Source organism: Pseudomonas sp. LBUM1656, from assembly GCF_059716065.1.
In genome coordinates, this window is the sequence record NZ_CP166800.1 from 653911 (window position 1) to 677415 (window position 23505).

Annotated in this window: 16 protein-coding genes; 4 read left to right on the top strand and 12 right to left on the bottom strand. The window is 59.7% G+C overall.

The genetic code is table 11. The features are described 5' to 3' along the window. Positions 1 to 133: 133 nt before the first annotated feature. Both ACA072_RS02900 and ACA072_RS02905 read left to right on the top strand, forming a co-directional pair. Complete coding sequence (locus tag ACA072_RS02900; protein ID WP_497622990.1) at positions 134 to 1084, top strand: DnaJ C-terminal domain-containing protein; 951 nt, start codon at positions 134 to 136, stop codon at positions 1082 to 1084. A 23-nt stretch (positions 1085 to 1107) separates the two neighbouring features. Continuing rightward, a complete protein-coding gene (locus ACA072_RS02905) occupies positions 1108 to 1413 on the top strand; it encodes a chaperone modulator CbpM (RefSeq protein ID WP_109627747.1) in 306 nt (101 codons plus the stop codon). Between the two features lie 143 nt (positions 1414 to 1556). On the opposite strand, the gene ACA072_RS02910 is transcribed toward ACA072_RS02905, so the two are convergent. Further along, a complete protein-coding gene (locus ACA072_RS02910; protein WP_497622992.1) occupies positions 1557 to 2684 on the bottom strand; it encodes a sensor histidine kinase in 1128 nt (375 codons plus the stop codon). Between the two features lie 236 nt (positions 2685 to 2920). On the opposite strand from ACA072_RS02910, the gene ACA072_RS02915 reads away from it, so the two are divergent. Beyond that, entirely contained in the window at positions 2921 to 8209 is a 5289-nt protein-coding gene (locus ACA072_RS02915; protein WP_497622994.1) for an NEL-type E3 ubiquitin ligase domain-containing protein, read from the top strand. 75 nt (positions 8210 to 8284) lie between these two features. On the opposite strand, the gene ureC is transcribed toward ACA072_RS02915, so the two are convergent. From ureC to urtA, 11 genes are all read right to left on the bottom strand, one after another. After that, positions 8285 to 9985 (bottom strand): urease subunit alpha, encoded by a 1701-nt coding sequence (gene ureC / locus ACA072_RS02920; RefSeq protein WP_497622996.1) that lies wholly within the window; start codon positions 9983 to 9985, stop codon positions 8285 to 8287. Positions 9986 to 10125: 140 nt separating this feature from the next. Further along, complete coding sequence (locus ACA072_RS02925; RefSeq protein WP_008146494.1) at positions 10126 to 10431, bottom strand: urease subunit beta; 306 nt, start codon at positions 10429 to 10431, stop codon at positions 10126 to 10128. Next, positions 10431 to 10964 (bottom strand): GNAT family N-acetyltransferase, encoded by a 534-nt coding sequence (locus tag ACA072_RS02930; RefSeq protein ID WP_462028770.1) that lies wholly within the window; start codon positions 10962 to 10964, stop codon positions 10431 to 10433. The genes ACA072_RS02925 and ACA072_RS02930 overlap by 1 nt, the downstream gene beginning before the upstream one ends. 6 nt (positions 10965 to 10970) lie before the next feature. Continuing rightward, positions 10971 to 11504 (bottom strand): GNAT family N-acetyltransferase, encoded by a 534-nt coding sequence (locus ACA072_RS02935; protein WP_497622998.1) that lies wholly within the window; start codon positions 11502 to 11504, stop codon positions 10971 to 10973. A 9-nt stretch (positions 11505 to 11513) separates the two neighbouring features. Continuing rightward, entirely contained in the window at positions 11514 to 11816 is a 303-nt protein-coding gene (locus ACA072_RS02940) for an urease subunit gamma (RefSeq protein ID WP_128874348.1), read from the bottom strand. 160 nt (positions 11817 to 11976) lie between these two features. Beyond that, positions 11977 to 12816: an urease accessory protein UreD gene (locus ACA072_RS02945; protein WP_497623001.1), complete on the bottom strand. Its 840-nt coding sequence runs from the start codon at positions 12814 to 12816 to the stop codon at positions 11977 to 11979. 30 nt (positions 12817 to 12846) lie between these two features. Further along, positions 12847 to 13545, bottom strand: coding sequence for an urea ABC transporter ATP-binding subunit UrtE (urtE, locus tag ACA072_RS02950; protein ID WP_497623002.1), 699 nt, complete (start codon positions 13543 to 13545; stop codon positions 12847 to 12849). Positions 13546 to 13650: 105 nt separating this feature from the next. Next, the gene (urtD, locus tag ACA072_RS02955; RefSeq protein WP_497623004.1) at positions 13651 to 14523 is read right to left on the bottom strand and encodes an urea ABC transporter ATP-binding protein UrtD; all 873 of its coding nucleotides are present in this window, start codon (positions 14521 to 14523) and stop codon (positions 13651 to 13653) included. Further along, positions 14520 to 15599: an urea ABC transporter permease subunit UrtC gene (gene urtC / locus ACA072_RS02960; protein ID WP_497623006.1), complete on the bottom strand. Its 1080-nt coding sequence runs from the start codon at positions 15597 to 15599 to the stop codon at positions 14520 to 14522. The genes urtD and urtC overlap by 4 nt, the downstream gene beginning before the upstream one ends. Next, complete coding sequence (gene urtB, locus ACA072_RS02965; RefSeq protein ID WP_497623008.1) at positions 15599 to 17101, bottom strand: urea ABC transporter permease subunit UrtB; 1503 nt, start codon at positions 17099 to 17101, stop codon at positions 15599 to 15601. Before urtB ends, urtC begins: the two co-directional genes overlap by 1 nt. Before the next feature lie 161 nt (positions 17102 to 17262). Further along, the gene (gene urtA, locus ACA072_RS02970; RefSeq protein ID WP_461979036.1) at positions 17263 to 18528 is read right to left on the bottom strand and encodes an urea ABC transporter substrate-binding protein; all 1266 of its coding nucleotides are present in this window, start codon (positions 18526 to 18528) and stop codon (positions 17263 to 17265) included. Positions 18529 to 18678: 150 nt separating this feature from the next. Between urtA and ACA072_RS02975 the strand changes: the two genes are divergently transcribed. After that, positions 18679 to 23361 (top strand): hypothetical protein, encoded by a 4683-nt coding sequence (locus tag ACA072_RS02975; RefSeq protein WP_497623011.1) that lies wholly within the window; start codon positions 18679 to 18681, stop codon positions 23359 to 23361. The last annotated feature ends 144 nt before the right edge of the window (positions 23362 to 23505 follow it).

The window sequence follows — 23505 nt, forward strand, 5'->3', positions numbered from 1 at the left end:
AACCGCCTGCTGCTGCCGATAAACTTCTGATGCGCTGCCCGGTCACAACCTTGAGATCGGTCAACCTCGCGGCTGCCAATAAGCGCATGCTGCCGGTGGTGGCGCGATATCGATAACGGATGGTGATCCTTAGATGGACTTCAAAGACTATTACAAGATACTCGGTGTGGAACCGACCGCGGACGATAAGACGATCAAGGCCGCCTATCGCAAACTGGCGCGCAAGTATCACCCCGACGTCAGCAAGGAAAAGGATGCCGAGTCCAAGTTCAAGGACGCCTCGGAAGCCTATGAAGCGCTGAAAAGCGCCGACAAGCGCGCCGAATACGACGACTTGCGCAAGTATGGCCAGCACGGCCAGCCATTCCAGGGCCCGCCGGGCTGGCAGGGGCGTGGGGGCGGTGGTTTCGGTGGTGGCGGTCAGGACACGGGCGATTTCTCGGACTTTTTCAGTTCGATCTTCGGCAACCGTGGTCCTGGTTTTGGTGGTGGGCAGTCGGGCCGCAGCGCCGGGCGTCGAGGGCAAGACGTGGAAATGGAACTCGGGATTTTCCTGGAAGAAACCCTCTCGAACGAATCGAAGAAGGTCACCTTCCAGGTGCCGCAGTACAACGCTGCAGGCCAGCATGTCAGCAACACCAGTAAAAGCCTGAACGTGAAGATCCCGGCCGGCGTGGCCGACGGCGAGCGCATCCGCCTCAAGGGTCAGGGTGCACCGGGCACCGGTGGCGGCGCCAATGGCGACCTGTTCCTGATCATTCGTTTTGCGCCGCACCCAAAATTCGACGTCGAAGGCGAGAACCTGATCATTACCTTGCCGCTGGCGCCGTGGGAATTGGCGCTGGGGGCCGAAGTGGCAGTGCCTACACTGACAGGCAAGATCAACCTCAAGGTGCCGGCCGGCAGCCAGAACGGCCAGCGCATGCGCGCCAAGGGGCACGGTCTGCTGAACAAGGCGGGCGAGCGCGGTTTCCTGTTTGTGCAACTCAAGGCGGTCATGCCTAAAACCTCGAGCGATGAGGTCAAGGCGCTGTGGCAGCAGTTGGCAGAAAAAGCAGCGTTCAACCCGAGAGAAAACTTCTGATCCAAGAGACGGAGTAGCCCATCATGAGCAACCCCCTGATCGTTCAACTGGACATGGCAGAATTCTGTGAGGCGACCGACCTGTCGGACGTCTACGTGATCGAAATCGTCGAACACGGCATCCTCGAACCTCAGGGCAAGCAGCCCAAGGATTGGCGTTTCAACGATTATGAATTGGCCCTGGCCAAGCGCGCCGCCAAGCTGCGGCGCGACCTGGAGCTGGAATGGGAAGGCGTCGCCCTGGCGCTGGACCTGCTTGAAGAGGTCCAGCAGCTGCGGGCCGAGAATCGCATGCTCAAGCAGCGGTTGGGGCGGTTGGTGGTCGAGTAAGTGTTCTGATGTTTCTGCAGTGCCTGTTCGGACGCTATCGCGAGCAGGCTCACTCCCACAATCGACCGTATTCTTTCTGGAAGAACCTGATCCAATGTGGGAGTGAGCCTGCTCGCGATGAACGATGACTCGGTTTCCTTGCTTTACATCTTCCGGGGCAACACCACGGTAAACAACGTGCCACCAGCCTCGCTGGAGCTGACCTCAATCGTCCCGCCGTGCGCGTCTACCACTTCCTTGACGATAAACAACCCCAGGCCAAGGCTGGTGGAAGGCTGGCCGAGTTCTTCGTCGGCGCTGCGCACCAGCGGATCGAAAATCGTGCCGATCGCGTCCTCGGAAATCGGCACGCCGTAGTTATGCACCGTGAGGCGAACCGTGTCTGGCTCGCCTGTCAGGGTCACTGTTACGTCACGTTTGTTCAAACCATGCTGCAACGCGTTGCCGATCAGATTCTGCAGCAGTTGGCCAACCCGCCCGGCGTCCCAGACACCTCGGGTGTCTCCCACTACGTCGATCGTCGGATTGCACTCCGGATTACCGGCGCAGGCTTCGGCAATCGCCGCATGGACGGCATCGGCCAGGACCATGGGTGCCGGTTCGATCGGCAGGCTTTTACCCAGTCGACTGCGCACCAACTCCAGCAAATCGCTGACCATCACCGCCATGTGCCGCGCGCCATGCTTGATATTGATCGCGCAGGCCAGTGCATCGCCATCAAGCGTTACTTTGCGCATCAGCAATTCGGTGGACATGCTCACCGCTTGCAAAGGTGCCCGCAGGTCATGCCCGAGGATCGCCAGAAAGATATCCCGCGAACGATTGACCTGTTCGGCGTAGGCGGCGGTGGATTCGGCGAGTGCTTGGTCAATGGCTTCGTTGAAACGGATCATGTCCTGGAAATAGGCCAGGTCCGGCGACTCCAGGCTGGCGACCCACAAACGGATGACGCACGCCCGCAGATGACGGAACTCCGACGTCATCTGCACCAGATCAAACCCCACGGTATGCCGCAGTTCGCCATGGCTGGCGGCAGCCTCATCCAGGCTCGGGGTTTTTTCCGGGCCCTCACCCTTGGCCTTGGCCATCTGCTCCCTGGAGGTTTGCGCCGAGGTCATGTCGCGTGCCGCGGCCAACAAAATGGCCTTGGCGTGATCGCGCAAGGCGACCCTGTCCATGTGCTCGGCCGCCGGCGTGATGGTGCTGGCGAACTGCTCCCATTCATCGACGATACGGTCCACGTGTTGCCTGATGAATTCGGGTAGGCGCATGGCCGGAGTCCTGAGGGGAAGTCTGGCGCATCTTAGCCTCTTTGTTACTGGCTAAAAACTACCATTACGCGGGAGGCTCTTTTCGGCGGCGTTCGGGTGGTAATTACTTGTTTTTTGCATTCTGAAATCCGATGCGATTGTGATGTATTACTGATTTCTGAGCTGTTTTTTGCGCTTTTGTTTTTGTCGCCAATCAATAGTCTGGGCGTTCCTTTCATCGCATAAGGATTTGCGAAATGAGCGAACTTTCGGGCACTCCGTTGTTGCAGATAACGACCGGGTACGCAGGAGAAGAGGGAGAACCCGATGTCTATCGTGATTATCTTCTGAGCAAACTGCCCTCGCCGATCAAAGATGCACCCGCCTCACGCCTTGTTTCACTTGCCCATTCGAGACCGGAATTTCCTGAATGGTATTTGAATGCAAGGGCCATGGATCGCCAGTACCTCAAGGAGTTGATCGACGAGCATTGGCGCCTCCAGGGTCCATTGGACGAGACGCTGGAGAACGTGCAGCAGGACATTCATGCCTTTGCCAAACCCCTGCTGGTTCAGGCATTAAAAGAACAATTGAATCTGGAACTGGACGTCAATGCGACGCTGATTCGACTGTACATCCCTGCCAAACTGGCTATCGGCATCGATACCAATGCCAGTCGGCTCAGACAATCCTCATTGCTGGAAGCGGCGCTGCACAATTTCGAGGCGCCCGAAACGCAGGCGGGCGCATTTCGCGATGGATCGGGCATCTTCATCAGGGATGACGAAAACGAACTTCAGCGGCAGGCACTGACGGTCGAACGATTTGCTGCCCTGTGCCGGACCCTCGATATCGGTGCGCAATATCAGACGCACATCAAGGCATTACTGGCCCCCGAAGAGGTCGCGGCCAAAGCGACAGTTATGCGGCAATGCACGGCCAGTGAAAAAGCCGCTTTCAACGAATCGGCGCTGATCGCGTATCTGAAAAAAGACATCACGTCCTATGGCTACGGGAAGCTTCGGCAGATTCGTGACAATGAACCAGGCATTTTGATGGGGCGTCGTCCCTTGCAATACCATCGGCTTTCGCTCATGGGTTTCAGGTTGTCCGGGATTGTGTTGTTCAGTGCGGTGGCGGACCCTTCAAAAATCAAAAGAACTTACGACGCGCTGATTCCGCAGCATCAACGAACGATGCTGGATTGGTCACGCCGTCTGACCCTGCTCCCGGGACAGGAGTTTGAACAGTTCAAGTTGCTCGAGGCGTTTTTTGCCAATGGCCCCAGCGGTCTCGTCGACGCCATGTTGCAAAGAGATGATGTTTATCAACAAAGCCGTCTCGACGGGACGTTGATTGCGTATGTCCCGGATGATCCCGAGCATCCCTTCAAAGAGTACGAGTCCTTCACTGATTTCATGAAGGAACTGACGAGCCAGTTGCGCTCGCCGAGCTATCAAGAGTTTTTCAGCCGTTTCGTGGCGCAAAAAGACAAGGGCAAGTTTTTTGCCCGAGTTCGCGAGCGTCTCTCGACGTTCACCTGGCAACAGCGTGAACCCCTGAGCATGGGGCCGTGGTGGCGGGAAACCGCAGTCGAGAATCCCGATCCAGAGCCTGTCACCAATATCATCCCTGATGATCTCTGGCCGCAAATGGGTCTGTGGCGCAGGGCGAAAGCGATTGCAGATGCGCGGCAAATCGCCGTGCCGACCGACGATGAAGACGCCACCACCCGCTGGAATCGCTTGAGCAGCTATCTGAACATCGGCTGGAACGTGTTCAACTTTGGGGCCATGTTGGTTCCCTACCTGGGCGAAGCGATGCTGGCCATCATGGTCGGGCAGATGCTCTTCGAAACCATGGAAGGCATCGAAGACTGGAGCAAGGGCGACAAGGAAGAGGCGGCGGCCCATCTCACCGGTGTCATGATCAATTTTGCGCAGCTGGCCATTATGGCCGCCGGGCATGTCTTACCCTCTGGTGCAGCTGCGACTGTCAAACCATCGGCTTTTATCGACCAGTTGAAAAAAGTCGAGCTGGCTGATGGCAAGACGCGCCTGTGGAACCCGGACCTTTCGCCCTACGCCCATGACATCGTGCTGCCCAATGAGGCGAAGTCAAACGAACTGGGTATGTACCGGCATAGCGAAAAAGACATCCTCAGGCATGAAAGCAAACACTTCGAAGTGATCAACGATCCAGGCACCGGCCAGCCGCGCTTGCGTCACCCAAACCGGCCACAGGCGTATCAACCGAAGCTGGAGCACAACGGTGCCGGCATCTGGAAGACAGAACTCGACCGCCCGCTCGAGTGGGACAAAACCACACTCATGCGGCGCATGGGGCCGACAGTCGAGGGTTTCTCTGAAAACACGCTGGAGCAGATTCGTCTCGTCAGTGGAATAGAAGAGGAGGAATTGCGCAGGTTGCATGTCGTCAGCGATCCGGCGCCAGCGTTGCTGACCAACACCATCGAGCGCTTCAGGAGCTGGGCTGATGTGCAGAAGCTGCCCGGGCAGATAAGGCTCAATGAGGTTCCGCAAGCGTTCGTCGAGCAGGTGCCCCGGTTGCTGGTTGAACTGCCGAGATGGCCTGAGCTAAAAAGCATCGAGCTTATTGACGGTGCCGGGCACGGAGGGCGCTCCATAAAGTTTGGCAACGTCGATGCCTTGCCGGCCGACACACTGAAGATAAGCCGTGCCGAGGTCCGTGCAGGGAAACTGCCGAAGCTTGCCGTGAAGTTTGTGAACGAGACCGACATCCATGCGATGCTCGGGCAAGGCATTTCCACTGACGAGCAAATCCGAATCGATGCCTTGAAAAACCAGCTTGCCGAGCGAGCCGGCAATAGGCGTGGGCCTCTGTTTGACGCGCTGAATCGTCGTATGCAACAGACCAGTAACCCGCAAGTGCTGGTGCTCCAGGACGCCTTCGGCGAACTCCCCACTGCGGTGGCGCGGGAGTTGCTGGCAGACATCGAACCGCAAGACCTGCTCAACATTACCGAACCGTCGCGCATTCCGTTGCAGCTCAGAGAACGTGTGAGAGCCACCTTGCAGGCGATACGAGCCGCGCGTGCCTATGAAGGGCTCTTCCTCGATTTGGCGTACGGAGCGGACACCGAGCGGCTGGCACTGCGCTCGTTGCAAGCACTGCCCAACTGGCCCGAAAACGTTCGGATCGAAATCCGTGAATCTTCATTCGACGGTCCGTTGCGCGACAGCGTCGGCCCGGCAGATGCCGCCCACCGCAGAATCCTGGTCAGCGAGGACGGTCAGTACCAGGCACGCGATGCCGATGATCTTCATTTGCACGGCGCCGACACTCTTTACGCTTCGGTGTTGCATGCCCTGCCTGACGCTGAACGAAATGCGCTGGGATATCAAATCAATCAAGGCTCCACGCTCAAGCACGCCATTCAAAAAGCGCCGTTGCCACGCGACACGTTCAGCGCCCTTCTCGTGGACAACCCCGTGCGCAAACCGGCGTTCGATCCCGCCACGATGCGCCTGCGTGGCGGCATGCGCGGGGTTCCTCAAGGGGTGCGTCAAGTCAGGGGACCCATCACGCCGCAAGAGCGGGTCCGTGTCGTGCGCCCCGGATGGACAGAGGCCGAAGCCCTGGCTTATCTGCAGGCGGGTGGCAGCGAAGTCAGTCTGGAGCAGAGGGCGAGCGCACTCGAAGCGGAATTCGATCGGCTCAACGCCAATTTTCAACGTTGGTTGAAATCACCCACCGAAGCGTACAGCTTCACGCCAGCCGGCATTGCCGAATGGCAGTCCAGAAATGCTTTGTACAAGGCGGTCAGGGAGTGCTGGCAGCAAACCGGGTTGCGCGATGTGGATCCGTTCGGCGATCAGCACGGCGCGGTACTCGACCTGGAAAACTTCCCGCTGGGGCGTCATCTGGGGACCGTGCCCGCACTAGAGGGTAATTTCGATCATGTCACACGCCTCAATCTGTCCCTGACCGAATTGACCGACGCGCATATGTCCTTTCTCGATCATTTCCCCCGTTTGCGTTCGCTCAACGTCAAGGGCAATGCACTCTTGCGGTTTCCTCGGGCTATTGGCCGAATGCGCGCGTTGACGGAACTGAACATGCGAGGAAACCGGATTGTACTGGATGCACGGGCGATCGCTGACCTGCGCAACCTGACGCGGCTTCAGATCCTGGACCTGCTCGGTAATCCGTTGGGGAGGGTCCCGGATATTGGCAGCATGAGGATGTTGCATACCCTGATCCTGAGTGACACTGGTATTCATACCTGGCCCGATGGTTTGTTCGCACAGCCTCGGTTCCGGCATTTTTTCCTTGATATGCAGCACAACCCAATCACGCAAATCCCGACGGTACCCCGTGGTTCCGTCCAGGCAGAACTGCTGGCGCGCACAATGTTGAACCGGGAACCGCGGTGGTTGGCGGAGGCCAATCTGCAGACGCTCAGGGACTACACCGAGTCCGTCGGCATGGACCCTGATCGACCCTATCCGCCGCGCGGTGTGCGCGACAGTCTCGACTGGGAGACGGGCATGACACGGCCGGAGTGGGTGGCGAAACAAGAGGTCTGGAACAGCGTCGAAGATGAGATGGGTTCGGTCGGGTTTTTCAATGAGATTCGTAAACTCACCGAATCGGGGCATTTCCAGCACGACCGTGCGTTCCGTGTCGACATGACCGCCAAGGTCTGGCGAATGCTCGAAGCCATGGCCAAGAATACCGAGCTGCGCCAAAAACTCTTCACCATGACCACCGTGCCCACGGCGTGCGTCGATGCCGGTGCACAGCTGTTCAACGCAATGGGGCTGGAGGTGCTTATTCATGAGGCTTATGAACTGGCCAACCCCGGACTGGTGGAGACCGAACTGGTGACGTTGGCGCGGGGCAAGTCGCGGCTGGATGAACTGAGCAGAATTGCCCGCAAAACGATTTCCGAGCGCGAGGCGATGGGCGAGGAATTCAGACGCGTGAATGCCACGGACGAGGTGACAGGCACGATTGATGAAGTTGAAGTTCACCTGGCATTCATGACGGACCTTGCCGATAGACTGGACCTGCCATGGCAGTCTCGAAACATGCAGTTCAGAAAGATTGCTGGCGTGACGCCAGAGATGATCGAGTCTGCGTACCGACGTGTGTTGGACCTGGAGGAAGGTGAACTGCTCTGTGATTTACTGATTGAGCAGCCGTTCTGGTCATCCTACGTCGAGGGCTCTAACCGAAGTGCTTTCAAAGGCTTCAGGCGCCGGATCGATACCACGACAGAGTTCTACATGGCGTTGGACAAGCGCGCGACCGACACCACGCTTTCCCTTGAGCAAAAGGCTCAGGTGAAGGAAGAGCTCAGGGTGCTCGGCGCTGAATTGAACAAACCGGAAAGCGAGTTTGCGCCGGGACGGGTCATGACCGATGCGCAATACGCCGCTGAGTTGAATGTGATCGATGAAGAAAAGAATGCGTTGGTCAAAAGCCTTACACAGCAGGCAATCGACCGGGCAAAACTGCAAAGGGTAGAAATCCCCTTTGTCGTACAGCCGGATAGCTGATTGCTCCTGGTTTTCCCAGGGCCTGGCATGCCAGGCCCTGGGATTTCGATTCGGTTTGTCAAGCCTGTCGAACGCTCAAAACAGGAAGTAACGCTGGGCCATCGGCAGCACCTCCGCTGGCTCACACCACAGCAAAACACCGTCAGCCTTGACCTGATAAGTCTGTGGGTCGACATCGATAGTCGGCAGGTAGTCGTTGTGGATCAAATCGGTTTTCTGCACGTCGCGGCAACCTTTGACCACCGCGATTTTCTTCTTCAAACCCAAGGCTTCGGGCAACCCGGCTTCCTGCGCTGCCTGGCTGATGAAGGTCAGGCTGGTGGCGTGCAACGAGCCGCCGTAGCTGGCAAACATCGGGCGGTAATGCACCGGTTGCGGTGTCGGAATCGACGCATTGGCATCGCCCATCAGGCTGGCCGCGATGGCGCCGCCCTTGAGGATCAAGGTCGGTTTGACGCCAAAAAACGCCGGCCGCCAGAGCACCAGATCCGCCCATTTTCCCACTTCAACCGAGCCCACTTCATGGCTGATGCCATGGGTGATCGCCGGGTTGATCGTGTACTTGGCGATGTAGCGTTTGGCGCGGAAATTGTCGTTGCCCTCGCCATCACCGGTTAGCGGGCCGCGCTGCTTTTTCATCTTGTCGGCGGTCTGCCAGGTGCGCGTGATCACTTCACCGACGCGGCCCATGGCCTGGCTGTCGGAGCTGATCATCGAGAACGCGCCGAGGTCGTGCAGGATGTCTTCGGCGGCGATGGTTTCGCGGCGGATGCGGCTTTCGGCGAAGGCCACATCTTCGGCGATGCTCGGGTCCAGGTGGTGGCAGACCATCAGCATGTCGAGGTGTTCGTCGATGGTGTTGCGGGTGAACGGCCGGGTCGGGTTGGTCGAGCTCGGCAGCACGTTGGCAAAACCGCAGGCCTTGATAATGTCCGGGGCGTGGCCGCCACCCGCGCCTTCGGTGTGATAGGTGTGGATGGTGCGGCCCTTGAAAGCGGCGAGGGTGGTTTCGACGAAGCCCGACTCGTTGAGGGTGTCGGTGTGGATGGCGACCTGCACGTCGTATTGGTCGGCGACGTTCAGGCAGTTGTCGATACTCGCCGGGGTGGTGCCCCAGTCTTCGTGCAGCTTGAGGCCGATGGCGCCGGCCTTGACCTGCTCGATCAACGGCTCCGGCAGGCTGGCGTTGCCCTTGCCGGTGAAGCCGATGTTCATCGGGAACGCGTCAGCGGCCTGGAGCATGCGCGCCAGGTGCCACGGCCCGGAGGTGCAGGTGGTGGCGTTGGTGCCGGTGGCCGGACCGGTGCCGCCACCGATCATGGTGGTGACGCCGCTCATCAACGCTTCTTCGATCTGCTGCGGGCAGATGAAATGGATGTGCGTGTCGATGCCGCCGGCGGTGAGGATCATGCCTTCACCGGCGATGACTTCGGTGCTGGCGCCGATTGCGATAGTCACGTTTGGCTGGACGTCCGGGTTGCCGGCCTTGCCGATGCCGGCGATGCGGCCGTCCTTGAGGCCGACGTCGGCTTTGACAATGCCCCAGTGATCGATGATCAGCGCGTTGGTGATCAGGGTGTCGACGACTTCGGCGGCCAACAGCTGGCTCTGGCCCTGGCCGTCGCGGATGACTTTGCCGCCGCCGAATTTCACTTCTTCGCCGTAGGTGGTGAAGTCTTTTTCCACTTCGATCCACAGCTCGGTATCGGCCAGACGGACCTTGTCACCGACGGTGGGGCCGAACATGTCGGCGTAGGCTTGTCTTGAGATTTTCATGGGCTTGCCTTGAGATTCAATTGTGTTGAAGACCGCTCGCATAGCTCGCTATCGCGGGCAAGCCTCGCTCCTACGGGGTATGCGATCAATTGTAGGAGCGAGGCTTGCCCGCGAAGGGGCCAGAACAGACACCGCATTTGTTACAGGTCACCCATGATCCTGCCGGCAAACCCGAACACCCGGCGATGTCCGGCCAGGTCGACCAACTCGACCTCACGACTCTGCCCCGGCTCGAAGCGCACGGCGGTGCCGGCGGGGATGTTCAGGCGCATGCCGCGACTGGCCGCGCGGTCGAAGGTCAGGGCGTCGTTGGTTTCGAAGAAGTGGTAATGGGAGCCGACCTGGATCGGACGGTCGCCGCTGTTGGCCACTTTCAGGCTGACAGTGCGGCGGCCCACATTGAGTTCGATGTCACCGGGCTGGATCTGGTATTCACCGGGAATCATCAATGGGCCCCCTGGAGAATCTTGTAGTAGAGGGCGGTCGGTTTGTACTGGCCGCTCGGGTCGCAGGCGTAGTCAGGGATTTCACCTGATTTGGTGTAACCCAGGGCTTTGTAGAAATCTTCAGCGGGGGAGCCGGCTTCGGTGTCGAGGTAGAGCATGCCGCGCTTGTGCTGGAGCGCGGCCTGTTCCAGCGCGCTCATCAACTGTTGGCCCAGACCCCGGCGGCGCGCATGTTCGCGCACCAGCAACTTCTGCACTTCGGCACGGTTCAGGCCATTGGCTTTCTGACACAGGGTCAGCTGCACGCTGGCCTGCACTTGCTCGTCCTTGACCACCACCCACAGCAGCACGTTGCCCTTGTTCAGGTTGTCCTGAACGTCATCGAAATAGGCGCGGGCCGCAGCGGCGTCCAGATTGGCCATGAACCCGACGCTGGCGCCATAGCCGACGGCGTCGAGCAGCAGATCGATCAACCCCTGACGATAGTGCGCAAAGCTTTCAACATTGACGCGGCGCAGTTGGGCAGCGTTCATCGGCAATTACTCCTTGTTGGCGGGCGGCGGCTCCGCGCCAGGATTGAGGGTCAGTTGCATGAAGGTCAGGTCCAGCCAGCGACCGAATTTTGTGCCCACCTGGGGCATCTCTCCGGTGATCAAGAAACCCGCCCGTTCATGCAAACGAATGGAAGCAGCGTTGCCGCTTTCGATGGCCGCGACCATGACATGTTTGTCACAGCCTTTGGCGCGCTCGATCAGCGCCGTCATCAATTGCGGGCCGAGACCGTTGCCACGCTGGTCGCTGCGCACGTAGACCGAATGCTCGACGGTGTGGCGGAATCCGTCGAACGGCCGCCAGTCGCCAAATGAAGCGTAGCCCAGCACGCTGTTATCACCGTCGACAATCACCAGGATCGGATAACCCTGGGCTTGCCGGGCGCTGAACCAGGCCTGGCGATTGCCCAGGTCCACGGCCTGCTCGTTCCAGATCGCCGTTGTGTTGAGCACGGCGTCGTTGTAGATGTCGCGGATCGCCGGCAGGTCGGCGTACAGCGCATCGCGGATTTGATAGCTCATGGCGCGTCCTCAGGCGATGGGTTGGTGAACGGTGACCAGTTTGGTGCCGTCGGGAAAGGTCGCTTCAACCTGGATCTCCGGGATCATTTCCGGGATGCCTTCCATCACTTGTTCACGGCTGAGCAGGGTGGTGCCGAAGTGCATCAGGTCGGCCACGGTCTGGCCGTCACGCGCGCCTTCGAGCAGCGCTGCGGAAATATAGGCCATGGCTTCCGGGTAATTGAGTTTCACGCCGCGCGCCAAACGCCGCTCGGCCACGAGGCCAGCGGTGAAGATCAGCAGCTTGTCTTTTTCGCGTGGGGTCAGGTCCATTGTTTGGAATCCATCTGGGCAGATAAAAAAGTAATCGGATCTGTGAATACAAAACCCCTGTGGGAGCGAGCCTGCTCGCGATGGCGGTGTGTCTGGCAACTGATTTGTTGAATGTGCCGACGCTATCGCGAGCAGGCTCGCTCCCACATTGGATTGCATTTCAGGTGCTCCATATTCGGGGTGGGACGGCTTCTCGGCCGAGTAACGCAGGCCGGAGCAATCGCCATAAATCTATCAACCAACCTCTCGCCAACAACGCTTCACCGGCCAGGCAGCGGGCGACGAGCAAACCAGGCAATTGGGTAAGATCCCCGCGCACGTCATTGGGCAGCGAACGACAGGTTTCCAGCAACTCGCTATCAATCTCCCCCGTCACCAGCAACGTCGCAAACACCGGTTGCCCATCCAGGCCAATCGGCGAGTCGAGCAGGCCGTCATCCCCGACAATGCGCTGGCGTTCGTGCCAGAGCAACCGGCCGTCACGGCGGATATCCAGTTGCGCCTGAAAATGACCGAGGTCGAAGCGCTCGCCACTGGCCGGCCGGCCCAGTGCTACAACGTCCCAGTAAAACAACCGGGCGTCGCCCTCCAGATCAATGGAGGTGCTGAGTTCGGCCTGAGCGTTGCTGAAGATAATCGTCTCTTGCGGCAGCCACTCCAGTGTCGCACCGGGCGCCACTTTCAATGCCAGCCGCTGATAGGCGGGCCCCGCTGCGCGATACCACTTGGCAGCACCCGGGCTGGTGATTTGCGCCCAGGCGTGCGTGCCGACGCTGGCCGAGATATCCAGTCGATCCCCGCCGGCAATCCCTCCTGGCGGATGAACGATGATGTGTTGGCACACCTCGGGCCCTTCGGCATACAGGTGCTTCTGCACCCGCAGCGGGCCTTTGTGTCGGCGCTGGACCGGGCGCGTGCTATCGCCGAAACGGGCGTAAGCCAGTTCCAGCTCGGCGTGCCAGCTCGGGGTAAACAGGGCAGTGGGGAGAGGTGAATTCATATTTTCTAATTATCGTCAGGACGCTTCAGATTAGATCGTAACCAGACCACGTACACCCTCGGCTTCCATGTTTTTGCCGCGACCTTGCTGCACGATCTCGCCCCGGGACATCACCAGGTACTGATCGGCCAGTTCGGCGGCGAAGTCGTAGAACTGCTCGACCAACAGAATCGCCATGTCTCCGCGGGCCGCGAGTTTTTTGATCACTACGCCGATCTCCTTGATCACCGACGGCTGGATGCCTTCGGTGGGCTCATCGAGAATCAACAACCGAGGACGGCTGGCCAGTGCACGACCGATTGCCAGCTGCTGCTGTTGGCCGCCGGACAAGTCACCGCCGCGTCGTTGCTTCATTTGCAGCAGCACCGGGAACAGCTCGTAGATGAACGCCGGGACTTCCTTGGCTTCAGAGCCAGGAAATCGCGACAGGCCCATCAGCAGGTTTTCTTCCACGGTCAGCCGGCCGAAAATCTCGCGTCCCTGAGGTACATAAGCGATCCCCGCATGCACCCGCTGGTGCGGCTTGAACGTGGTGATCGGTTTGCCTTCCCAGTTCACCGCGCCTTCTTTGGCCGGCAGCAAACCCATCAGGCACTTGAGCAGAGTGGTTTTACCCACGCCGTTGCGCCCCAGCAGGCAAGTGACTTCGCCGACCTTCACGTCAAACGTCAGGCCGCGCAGGATGTGGCTACCGCCGTAATACTGGTGCAGCTTTTCGACTTGCAGCATTCTCAAATCCTCCTCAATCCCCTGTAGGAGCGAGGCTTGCCCGTGAAGGGGACCTCAAGGCCGCCAAAAGCTTCGCGGGCAAGCCTCGCTCCTACGGGAGCAAAATCATCGGCCGAGGTACACCTCGATCACCCGCTCGTTATCCTGCACCTGTTCCAGCGACCCTTCGGCCAGCACGCTGCCCTGGTGCAACACCGTGACGTGGTCGGCGATGGAGCCGACGAAGCCCATGTCGTGTTCCACCACCATCAGCGAATGCTTTCCGGCCAGGCTTTTGAACAGTTCGGCGGTGAACTCGGTTTCGGCGTCGGTCATGCCCGCCACCGGTTCGTCGAGCAGCAGCAGTTGCGGGTCTTGCATGAGCAGCATGCCGATTTCCAGAAACTGCTTCTGACCGTGGGACAACAACCCCGCGGGGCGATTGACCGAGGCCGTCAGGCGAATGGTTTCCAGCACTTCGCTGATGCGGTCTTTCTGTTCGCCACTGAGGCGAGCCCGCAGGCTGGCCCACACCGACTTGTCGGTTTTCTGCGCCAGTTCCAGGTTCTCGAACACACTCAAGGCTTCGAACACCGTCGGCTTCTGGAACTTGCGACCGATGCCGGCCTGGGCGATTTGCACTTCGCTCATCGACGTCAGGTCCAGGGTTTCACCGAACCAGGCTTTGCCGTGACTGGGGCGAGTCTTGCCGGTGATCACGTCCATCAGCGTGGTCTTGCCGGCGCCGTTGGGGCCGATGATGCAGCGCAATTCGCCGACGCCGATGTACAGGTTCAGATCGTTGAGGGCCTTGAAGCCATCGAAGCTGACGCTGATGTCTTCCAGGGTCAGGATCGTGCCGTGGCGCGTATTCAGACCGGGGCCGACACGTTGCCCGAGGCCGATGGCATCGCGGCTGCTGCCGGCGTCGCGGTTGGGTTCCAGTGGCGGAAAAAACGCCGGTTCGAGCATGAATTCCGCCGTCGCAGTGACTCTCATGATTCACCTCTCTTTTTCAGCAGACCGATCACGCCTTTGGGCAAATACAAGGTCACGACAATGAACAGCGCGCCGAGGAAGAACAGCCAGTATTCGGGGAACGCCACGGTGAACCAGCTCTTCATTCCGTTGACCACACCGGCGCCGAGCAGCGGACCGATCAGCGTGCCGCGTCCACCGAGGGCCACCCAAACGGCGGCCTCAATGGAGTTGGTCGGCGACATTTCACTCGGGTTGATGATCCCGACCTGCGGCACGTACAACGCACCGGCCAAGCCACACAGCACCGCGCTCAACACCCAGACGAACAGCTTGAAACCCCGTGGATCGTAGCCGCAAAACATCAGGCGGTTTTCCGCATCCCTTAGCGCCGTCAGCACCCGGCCAAACTTGCTTTGCGCCAGCCTCCATCCGATAAACAGACTCGCCATCAGCAACACCACCGTGGCGAAAAACAGCACCGCGCGAGTACCCGGTTCAGTGATGCCAAACCCGAGAATCGTGCGGAAGTTGGTGAAGCCGTTGTTGCCGCCGAACCCGGTTTCGTTGCGGAAAAACAGCAGCATTCCGGCGAAGGTCAGGGCCTGGGTCATTATCGAGAAATACACGCCCTTGATCCGCGAGCGGAAGGCGAAGAACCCGAACACCAGCGCCAGCAACCCCGGCGCCAACACCACCAGGCACATCGACCACAGAAAGCTGCTGGTACCGATCCAGTACCACGGCAATTCGGTCCACGACAGAAAGGTCATGAACGCCGGCAAGCCATCGCCCGACGCCTGGCGCATCAGGTACATGCCCATCGCATAACCGCCGAGGGCGAAGAACAGGCCGTGGCCGAGCGACAACAGGCCGGCGTAACCCCAGACCAGATCCAGGGCCAGCGCGACAATCGCGTAGCAAAGAATTTTGCCCACCAGCGTCAGCGTGTAGGCCGAGACATGAAACGCGCTGTCCGGCGACAACAGCGAGAGCAGCGGCAACGCCAGCAACAGAACGAGGACCACCGCACCGACGGCGATCGTGACTTTGGGGCCGGCCTTTTGGCTGGCCGTGAGCATCAGAGGCTGGTTCATCAGTCGATCACCCGTCCTTTCAGTGCGAAGAGGCCTTGCGGACGCTTCTGGATGAACAGAATGATCAGCGCGAGGATCAGGATCTTGCCGAGTACGGCGCCGATCTGCGGTTCGAGAATTTTGTTGGCGATGCCCAGGCCGAACGCGGCCAGCACGCTACCGGCCAACTGACCGACGCCGCCGAGCACCACCACCAGGAACGAGTCGATGATGTAGCTCTGACCGAGGTCCGGGCCGACGTTGCCGATCTGGCTGAGCGCCACACCACCAAGGCCGGCAATGCCGGAACCGAGGCCGAACGCGAGCATGTCGACCCGCCCGGTCGGCACGCCGCAGCAGGCGGCCATGTTGCGGTTTTGGGTAACGGCGCGAACGTTCAAACCGAGGCGCGTCTTGTTCAGCAGCAACCAGGTCAGTACCACCACAAACAGGGCGAAGGCGATGATCACGATGCGGTTGTACGGCAGCACGAGGTTGGGCAGCACTTGAATACCGCCCGAGAGCCACGCCGGGTTGGCCACTTCAACGTTCTGTGCACCGAACAGCAACCGGACAAGCTGAATCAGCATGAGGCTGATGCCCCAGGTCGCCAGCAGGGTTTCCAGCGGGCGGCCGTAGAGGTGACGAATCACCGTACGTTCCAGCGCCATGCCGATCGCGGCGGTGACGAAAAATGCCACCGGCAACGCAATCAAAGGGTAGAACTCGATGGCTTGCGGGGCGAAGCGCTGGAACATCAGTTGCACCACGTACGTCGAGTACGCGCCGAGCATCAGCATCTCGCCGTGGGCCATGTTGATTACGCCGAGCAGGCCGAAGGTAATCGCCAGGCCCAATGCTGCGAGCAGCAAAATCGAACCCAGCGACATGCCGCTGAAGGCCTGGCCGAGGATCTCGCCGATCAGCAGTTTGCGTTTGACTTGCGCCAGGCTGGTTTCAGCGGCGGTGCGGACGTTGGCGTCGGCTTCGACGCCCGGTTCCAGCAGGCTTTCGAGGCGGGTGCGCGCCAGTGGATCACCGGTTTCGCCGAGCAGACGCACGGCCGCCAGGCGCACGGCCGGGTCGGTGTCGACCAGTTGCAGGTTGGCCAGGGCCAGGCTCAATGCGGCATGGACGCTTTCATCTTTTTCGCCGGTCAGTTGCCGATCCAGGTATTTCAACTGCGCGGGTTTGGCGCTTTTCTGCAATTGCTGCGCGGCGGCCAGACGGATTTTGGCGTCGGCGGCGAGCAGTTGGTGGCTGGCCAGCGCGGTGTCGATCAGACCCCGCAGGCGGTTATTCAGGCGCAGGGTTTTCGGTTGGCCGTCGACGGTCAACTCGCCTTGTTGCAGGGCGTTGATCAGCTCTACACGGGCCGGGTCGGGCTGCGCGGCCCAGGATTCGAGAAGCTTGGCTTGCTGCACGGGGTTGGCGGCGACGAAGTCTTCGGCGTCGCCTGAATGCGCGGCCATCGGCAGCAAAAGTGCGATGGCGAGGATGAAGCGGTAAAGGGCAGTGGGCATAAAGAGTCGCCTTGCTCGGACTATGTGGGAGCTGGCTTGCCGGCGATACAGACGACTCGGTTTATCTGATGCACCGAGGTGATGCCATCGCAGGCAAGCCAGCTCCCACAGGGATTTGTGTCAGGCCCAAGCTTCCTGCCCAGACCCTGACATCCAGTGGCTTAGTTGCTCTTCACCGCATAATCCGGCCGCTTGTCGTTGCCCGAAATGAACGGGCTCCACGGCTGGGCACGGATCGGCCCTTCGGTTTGCCACACGACGTTGAACTGACCGTCGGCCTGGATCTCGCCGATCATCACTGGCTTGTGCAAATGGTGGTTGGTCTTGTCCATGGTCAGCGTGTAACCCGACGGTGCGGCAAAGGTCTGGCCGGCGAGGGCTTCGCGGACTTTGTCGACGTCGGTGGACTTGGCTTTTTCAGCCGCTTGCGCCCACATGTGGATGCCCACGTACGTGGCTTCCATCGGGTCGTTGGTCACCGCTTTATCGGCGCCCGGCAGGTTGTGTTTCTTGGCGTAGGCTTTCCAGTCGGCCACGAACTTCTTGTTCGCCGGGTTCTCGACCGACTCGAAGTAGTTCCATGCCGCGAGGTTGCCCACCAGCGGTTTGGTGTCGATGCCGCGCAGTTCTTCTTCGCCGACCGAGAACGCCACGACCGGAACGTCGGTGGCTTTCAAGCCCTGGTTGGCCAGCTCTTTATAGAACGGCACGTTGGAGTCGCCGTTGACGGTGGAGATGACCGCAGTCTTGCCGCCGGCCGAGAATTTCTTGATGTTGGCCACGATGGTCTGGTAATCGCTGTGGCCGAACGGGGTGTAGACCTCTTCGATGTCCTTGTCCGCCACGCCTTTGGAATGCAGGAACGAGCGCAGAATCTTGTTGGTAGTGCGCGGGTAGACGTAGTCGGTGCCTAACAGGAAGTAACGCTTGGCGCTGCCGCCTTCTTCGCTCATCAGGTATTCCACCGCCGGAATCGCCTGCTGGTTCGGCGCGGCGCCGGTGTAGAACACGTTCGGCGACATTTCTTCGCCTTCGTATTGCACCGGGTAGAACAGCAGGCCATTGAGTTCTTCGAACACCGGCAACACTGATTTACGCGACACCGATGTCCAGCAACCGAACACCACGGCAACCTTGTCCTGGGTCAGCAACTGACGACCCTTTTCCGCGAACAGCGGCCAGTTCGACGCAGGGTCGACGACCACCGGTTCCAGCATCTTGCCGTTCACGCCGCCCTTGGCGTTGATTTCGTCGATGGTCATCAACGCCATGTCTTTGAGCGAGGTTTCGGAGATCGCCATGGTCCCGGACAACGAATGCAGAATACCGACCTTGATGGTCTCGGCGGCCTGGACGGTCCAGGTCATGCCCATCGCGGCAATGCTTGCCGTGAGTGTGAAAGCCTTGATCAAGCTGCGACGCTTCATTGTGCGATCTCCATGAACGTTAGTAATTTTTCTGGGTTGGCAGATGCGGACTACTGAAGGGTCTTTAGCAAGGGCTGTGCCTGATTGGCACAGGCAGGGAAACAGCGTGATAGAGCTCTCGGTGATTCTGGCGACGCACCAGACTGGGGCTTGATCAAGGCGCGGGTGCATCGTCGTGCGCGGCATTGGTGCCGGCTGCGCCAAAAAGCAGAAATCCTGTTGGCGATAAATATGTACCACCTGCGGCGCTCCAGGATCTTGATCATCGTGGCTTCTCAATCAAGTGAGCAGCGCATGGACAGCACCTCTATCAGCACACCTTCAAAACCCGGAGGAGCGGCCAGATTTCCTGCCTTGGGGCCGTCATTCATCAGTGCGGATGATGCGGCGTATTGGGTACACCGGCAGATCGGCGCGCGCCGTGACAGGGCTTATGGCGGGGTGATCGTGCAGCGTGGCGACGGAAAGTTTCAGCCGACATTGCCCGTGGCGGGAAGGATGGGGCATTTCGATTTCGACACGATGCTGTCTACCGGGACTGCCGGAGAACTGTTTGCCCCTATTGGCTACAGTGGGGCGGCGTATTACCTGTCCCATTCGGCCAGTCACGCCGAAGTCCTGCGTACTCATCCCCGCTGGACGGCCGAGCAGATCAAGTTGAGCCTCGGTTTTTTTTCGAGAGGACATATCCTCAGCCACATGCAGGACCCGGGCGCCTATGGCCAGCGTCACTACCTGTCGGGGCCCGATGGTTCGCTGATCAAGTACGAGTCCACTCAGCCGGCAGAAGAGAAACAGCTTTTTGAGCAGGGGTTCAAGGCTTTCGGGCCGTTCTCCGATGTCGAACAATTGATTCGGAAAGTGGCCCAAACCGGCACCCTTACCGTACTGGTCGCCAATGAACAGTGGGGCGGTGTACGAGGAAACGTGCCGGCGAGCTGGACCCTCGGTGCCGCGGCGGTTCGAGATCCGACGCCGGTACAGCCGTTTTTTTGTGGTGTGTTCGATCAAGTGGACAAGGCCATCGAAGCGGCCGCCGCGACGGTGTCCCCGTCTACCGGCAGCGTTCATTTGGGGTTTGTCGTGACCTCCGCCGGCAGCTCGGACTGCATGGCGACCTATCCGGTACTTTCCAGCGAGCCGGCAGCCGAACTGTTCAAGACCTTTGCGATGAAAGCCGATCGCAAGCTGGAGCCCCTGCTCGATTTCGACCTGAACGGCGTTTACTTTCTGCCCCAGGGCGAAGCGGCTCAGAGCGCCAGCGAGCCTTGGCTTTATGAGCGATTTTTTTCACCGGACGAGTTGGCTGCGGGCATCAGGTTTTCGCTATGGGATGTCTATCGGCAGGAATACCCCGACTTTCTGAAGGTGTACGCCCGGACCCAGGAAGGAGCCGTGTTGCAGTACCGCCCTTCGGCACACCTGCGTGAAGTTGCGCTGAAGGACAGCGCGGATCTCAACGCTCGTTTGAAGGCTGGCACGCTCAAACCTTCGGATTACATCAGGCAAGTGGCTGCAGCCGGCGAACTGACGGTGCTGAAGGACAGCTCGTTGTGGGATGTTGTCGGGATTATTGGCGCCGACTGGCAACCCTATGCCAGGTCGCGGCGTTTGAGTCCTGCTTTCCTCATGGCGGACGATGCCGCACGTTTTGCGCACGAGTACATTGGCAGCCGACGTGAACAAGGCTATGTCGGGCTGATTTTGCAGGATCAAGACAAACGGTTCGTAGCTACCGAGCCGGTTATCGGCGCGCAGCCACGGTTTGCCCTGGACTGGCTCTGCCCTCTTGACGCTTCAGGGGCACCGATCGTGTTGCTCGAGGGATACTCGTTTTATGGCCTGTACGCTTCGCGCTGGCAATCCGACTCAAGCGCCGTTGTGCGTGCCGACGTACAAGAGCAATTGACGCAGGCGCAGATGTTCACCACTGAGGACATTCGCTCGGTGCTCGCCAATAGCGCGCATGTTGTCGATTTCTACCTCTCGGGCTCGCCAGACAGCCTTTTGATTTACAGCCCCGATTCATCGAAAGTGACCGCTCGCGACAAGGTGAAAGAACGAGTCGCCATGCTCGCCGATGGCTCCACCCTGATCGACCTGGAACTGAAGGCCGGCACATTGGCACCCGATGCCGTTGTCAACGAACTGGCCGGGACTGGCCGACTGCGTGTGGTAGCAGGCAATGATGTGTGGGGCCCGCGAGGAACGGTACTGGGTGATGAGCCAACTCCCGCAGGCGTTTGCGCTCCGGTGCTCGGGCAGATTTTTACCAGTGCCGAAGAAGCCGCACTGAACGCCCGTCATCGAGCCAGGCTCGACTACCGCACGGCTGCGGCGGGTTGGGGATTTATCCTGAAACACAAGGATCGCGAAGAGTACGTGGCGACAGAAACGGTATCTGCCGGCCGCCTGGGTGCGCTGAACCAGGCGAGCGACTTCGGCGCTCCCGTATTGATCGACGAGTTTCGCACGCTCACGCTTTATTACTCGGCAAGCTGGATTCTTGACGGGTTATCGACAGCGGATGCCTGGTTTGCCCGGCATTTTGCTTCCCTGACCGAACTGGCTGCGGCGATCTATGACGACGAAGGCACGCAACGTCTTACGCATTTTCAGGACCTGAGCGTTTTCGTCGCGACCCTGGATGGGGCCTTGTTGCGGTATCAATACTCGGCCACCTCAACACAGTTCGACGCTAAAGGTTTGCAGCAACTGAAGTTGCTGTTGCTCAACGACACGCCGCCCTATGCCAACGTCATTCAATTGATCGCCAAGGCCGGAGAACTGAAGGTGCTGCGTACCAGTGAACTGTGGGACGAGGCGGGCGTTGTCGGTGCGGATTGGAAACCCTACGCGCAGATCCAGCGGCGAGCGCTCAGTCCGGTCTTTGTGTCGCAGGATGACGCGGTGCGCTACGCGCTGGCGCAGTTGGGCGCGCGACGTGAGCGGGTCTACGGTGGCCTGGTGCTGCGTCGGCGCGATGGTTTGTTTGTCGCCACGTTACCGGTGGCCGTCGAGGTCGAGAACTTTCCCGCGAGCTGGATTCGCCTTGATGAATTGACCGAGCAGGGATTGTTTCTGGCGGGGAGCACGATCGTTGCCCGCTACCATTCGAGAATCCAGGTCGAGCCGATTTTCGCGCTGTCGAACCGGGAGCGGGATGTGTACCTCGCTATGTTTTCCACCGATTTTCTGGCGGCAATTCTGAACGGCTCCAGGCTTTCGCCGTCGCTGTCGCCCGGCAAGGAATATCTGCTGGGACTCGATGGCAGCCTGATCAGCTACACCCTCAGCGCCAGTGCTGCTGAAAAACAACTCGCGCGGTCATTGGCGGCGCCGAGTCAATTGCAGCGCAGACACACCCCGATAGAACTGCAAATGCGCAACGGTACGCTGGCCCCGAGTGAATACGTCAATCAGGTTGCAAGAGCCGGCCGGTTGCAGGTGATCAAGGGCAGTCGACTATGGGGCAAGGCCAGGCAGTTGTCAGAATGGCTTGCTTATTTCACAGGAGGCCCATCGCAAGTGCATCGGTCGGCCATCGCTGACCCGGCGCTCAGTCCGGTCTTCACGCAAATGGACGACGCCGTACGGCATGTTCATCGAGAAGGTGGTGCTCGAACCGGATTGAGTTTCGGATTCGTGCTCAAGGCACTGAACGAGGAGCGGTATATGACAACGTTGCCGATTGACGGGCGGCGAGGAAGTCTCGCCGTCGAGAAGGTGTTTCCCGATGGGCTGTTACCCTCGGGGTACCGCGTTGAGGGAATATATCTGTGCCCGTCTACCGGGACAGAGCAACAACCGCATGACTTGAATCAGAGTTTCATCGCGCCTCGGGACCTGACGTACGGGCTGGACGCTGTCCGTGTGCGCACAGGCGCAGTGACTTCATACCTGAATATGTACGTGTCCTGTGCCGATGGCGCCTTGTTGCGATACAAACCCAAGGCCAGCGCACCGGAGTGGACCCGGTTAAATGCCGCGGTCGCCTACGGGAAAATTCTGCAGTCAGGGCACGAAACGCTGTTCGAGTATCTGCGCAAAGTGATCGCGAACGGTGAGTTGCAGGCCGTGGTGCGCAGCGCATTCTGGTCGCCGTTCAGGGTGGATGCCAAGGGTGTCAAAACCGGCATCGGTCTGGTGAGGTGGGCCCCGGATAACCGTTTTGCTCTCGGGCCAGTATTCGCCCATGCCGACGATGCGGCTCGCTCGGCGCAGAGGCTGATTGGCGAGTACGTCGGCCAGCAGTACCTGGGTGGTGTTTTGATGCATGAGGCCACAGCTTCGTTCGTTGCCGTCGAGCCGCTTGAAGACGGCATCGACAGTTTTGCTGCCAGCGCGCTGTTTTACTCAGGGCCGGGCGGGCCGATTGCCCCGGTTACCGTACCCGGTTTTCCGGCTTTGCCATTACCGGTATTTCCTCCTGGCTACAAATGGATCGCGGTTCATCAGTTCTACAAACGCTTCAATCTGTTCGTGAAGGACCCCAGCGCATCTGACCAGTTGCTGCTGGACAACCTGGCCCTGGCCGACCTGTGGTTCAGCAGGGACGTGGTGAAAAAGAGCGGGGTCTCCGGTGGCTGTTGCTACTTCACCGGTCGTGGGGGCGCGCTGTTCAAATTCACCCCCAGCTTCTCGGCGCAGGAAACCGCATTTTTCAATGGGGGGGCAAAGGACGGGGTCGCCGCATACCTCGCAGGGCTCGCCAGCGTCGGCCGGCTTGAAGTCGTGGACACCGATGGTTACTGGCGCCACCGCGGACGTCTGAATTCGACCTGGACGCCCGCTGTACAACCGGAGGTGAAGCCAGGCCGTGATGAACTGTAGAGCGCTGCTTTTATCGGCCAGAGCGCCTGATGAGTCGTGCCCACGCGAACGCAAACAGTCAGGGGAGGAGGAATAACTATGTACCGCCATGGTCGTATTCGACAGTGCGACAGTGAGTACTCAATAAAGACTCAATGGAGCACC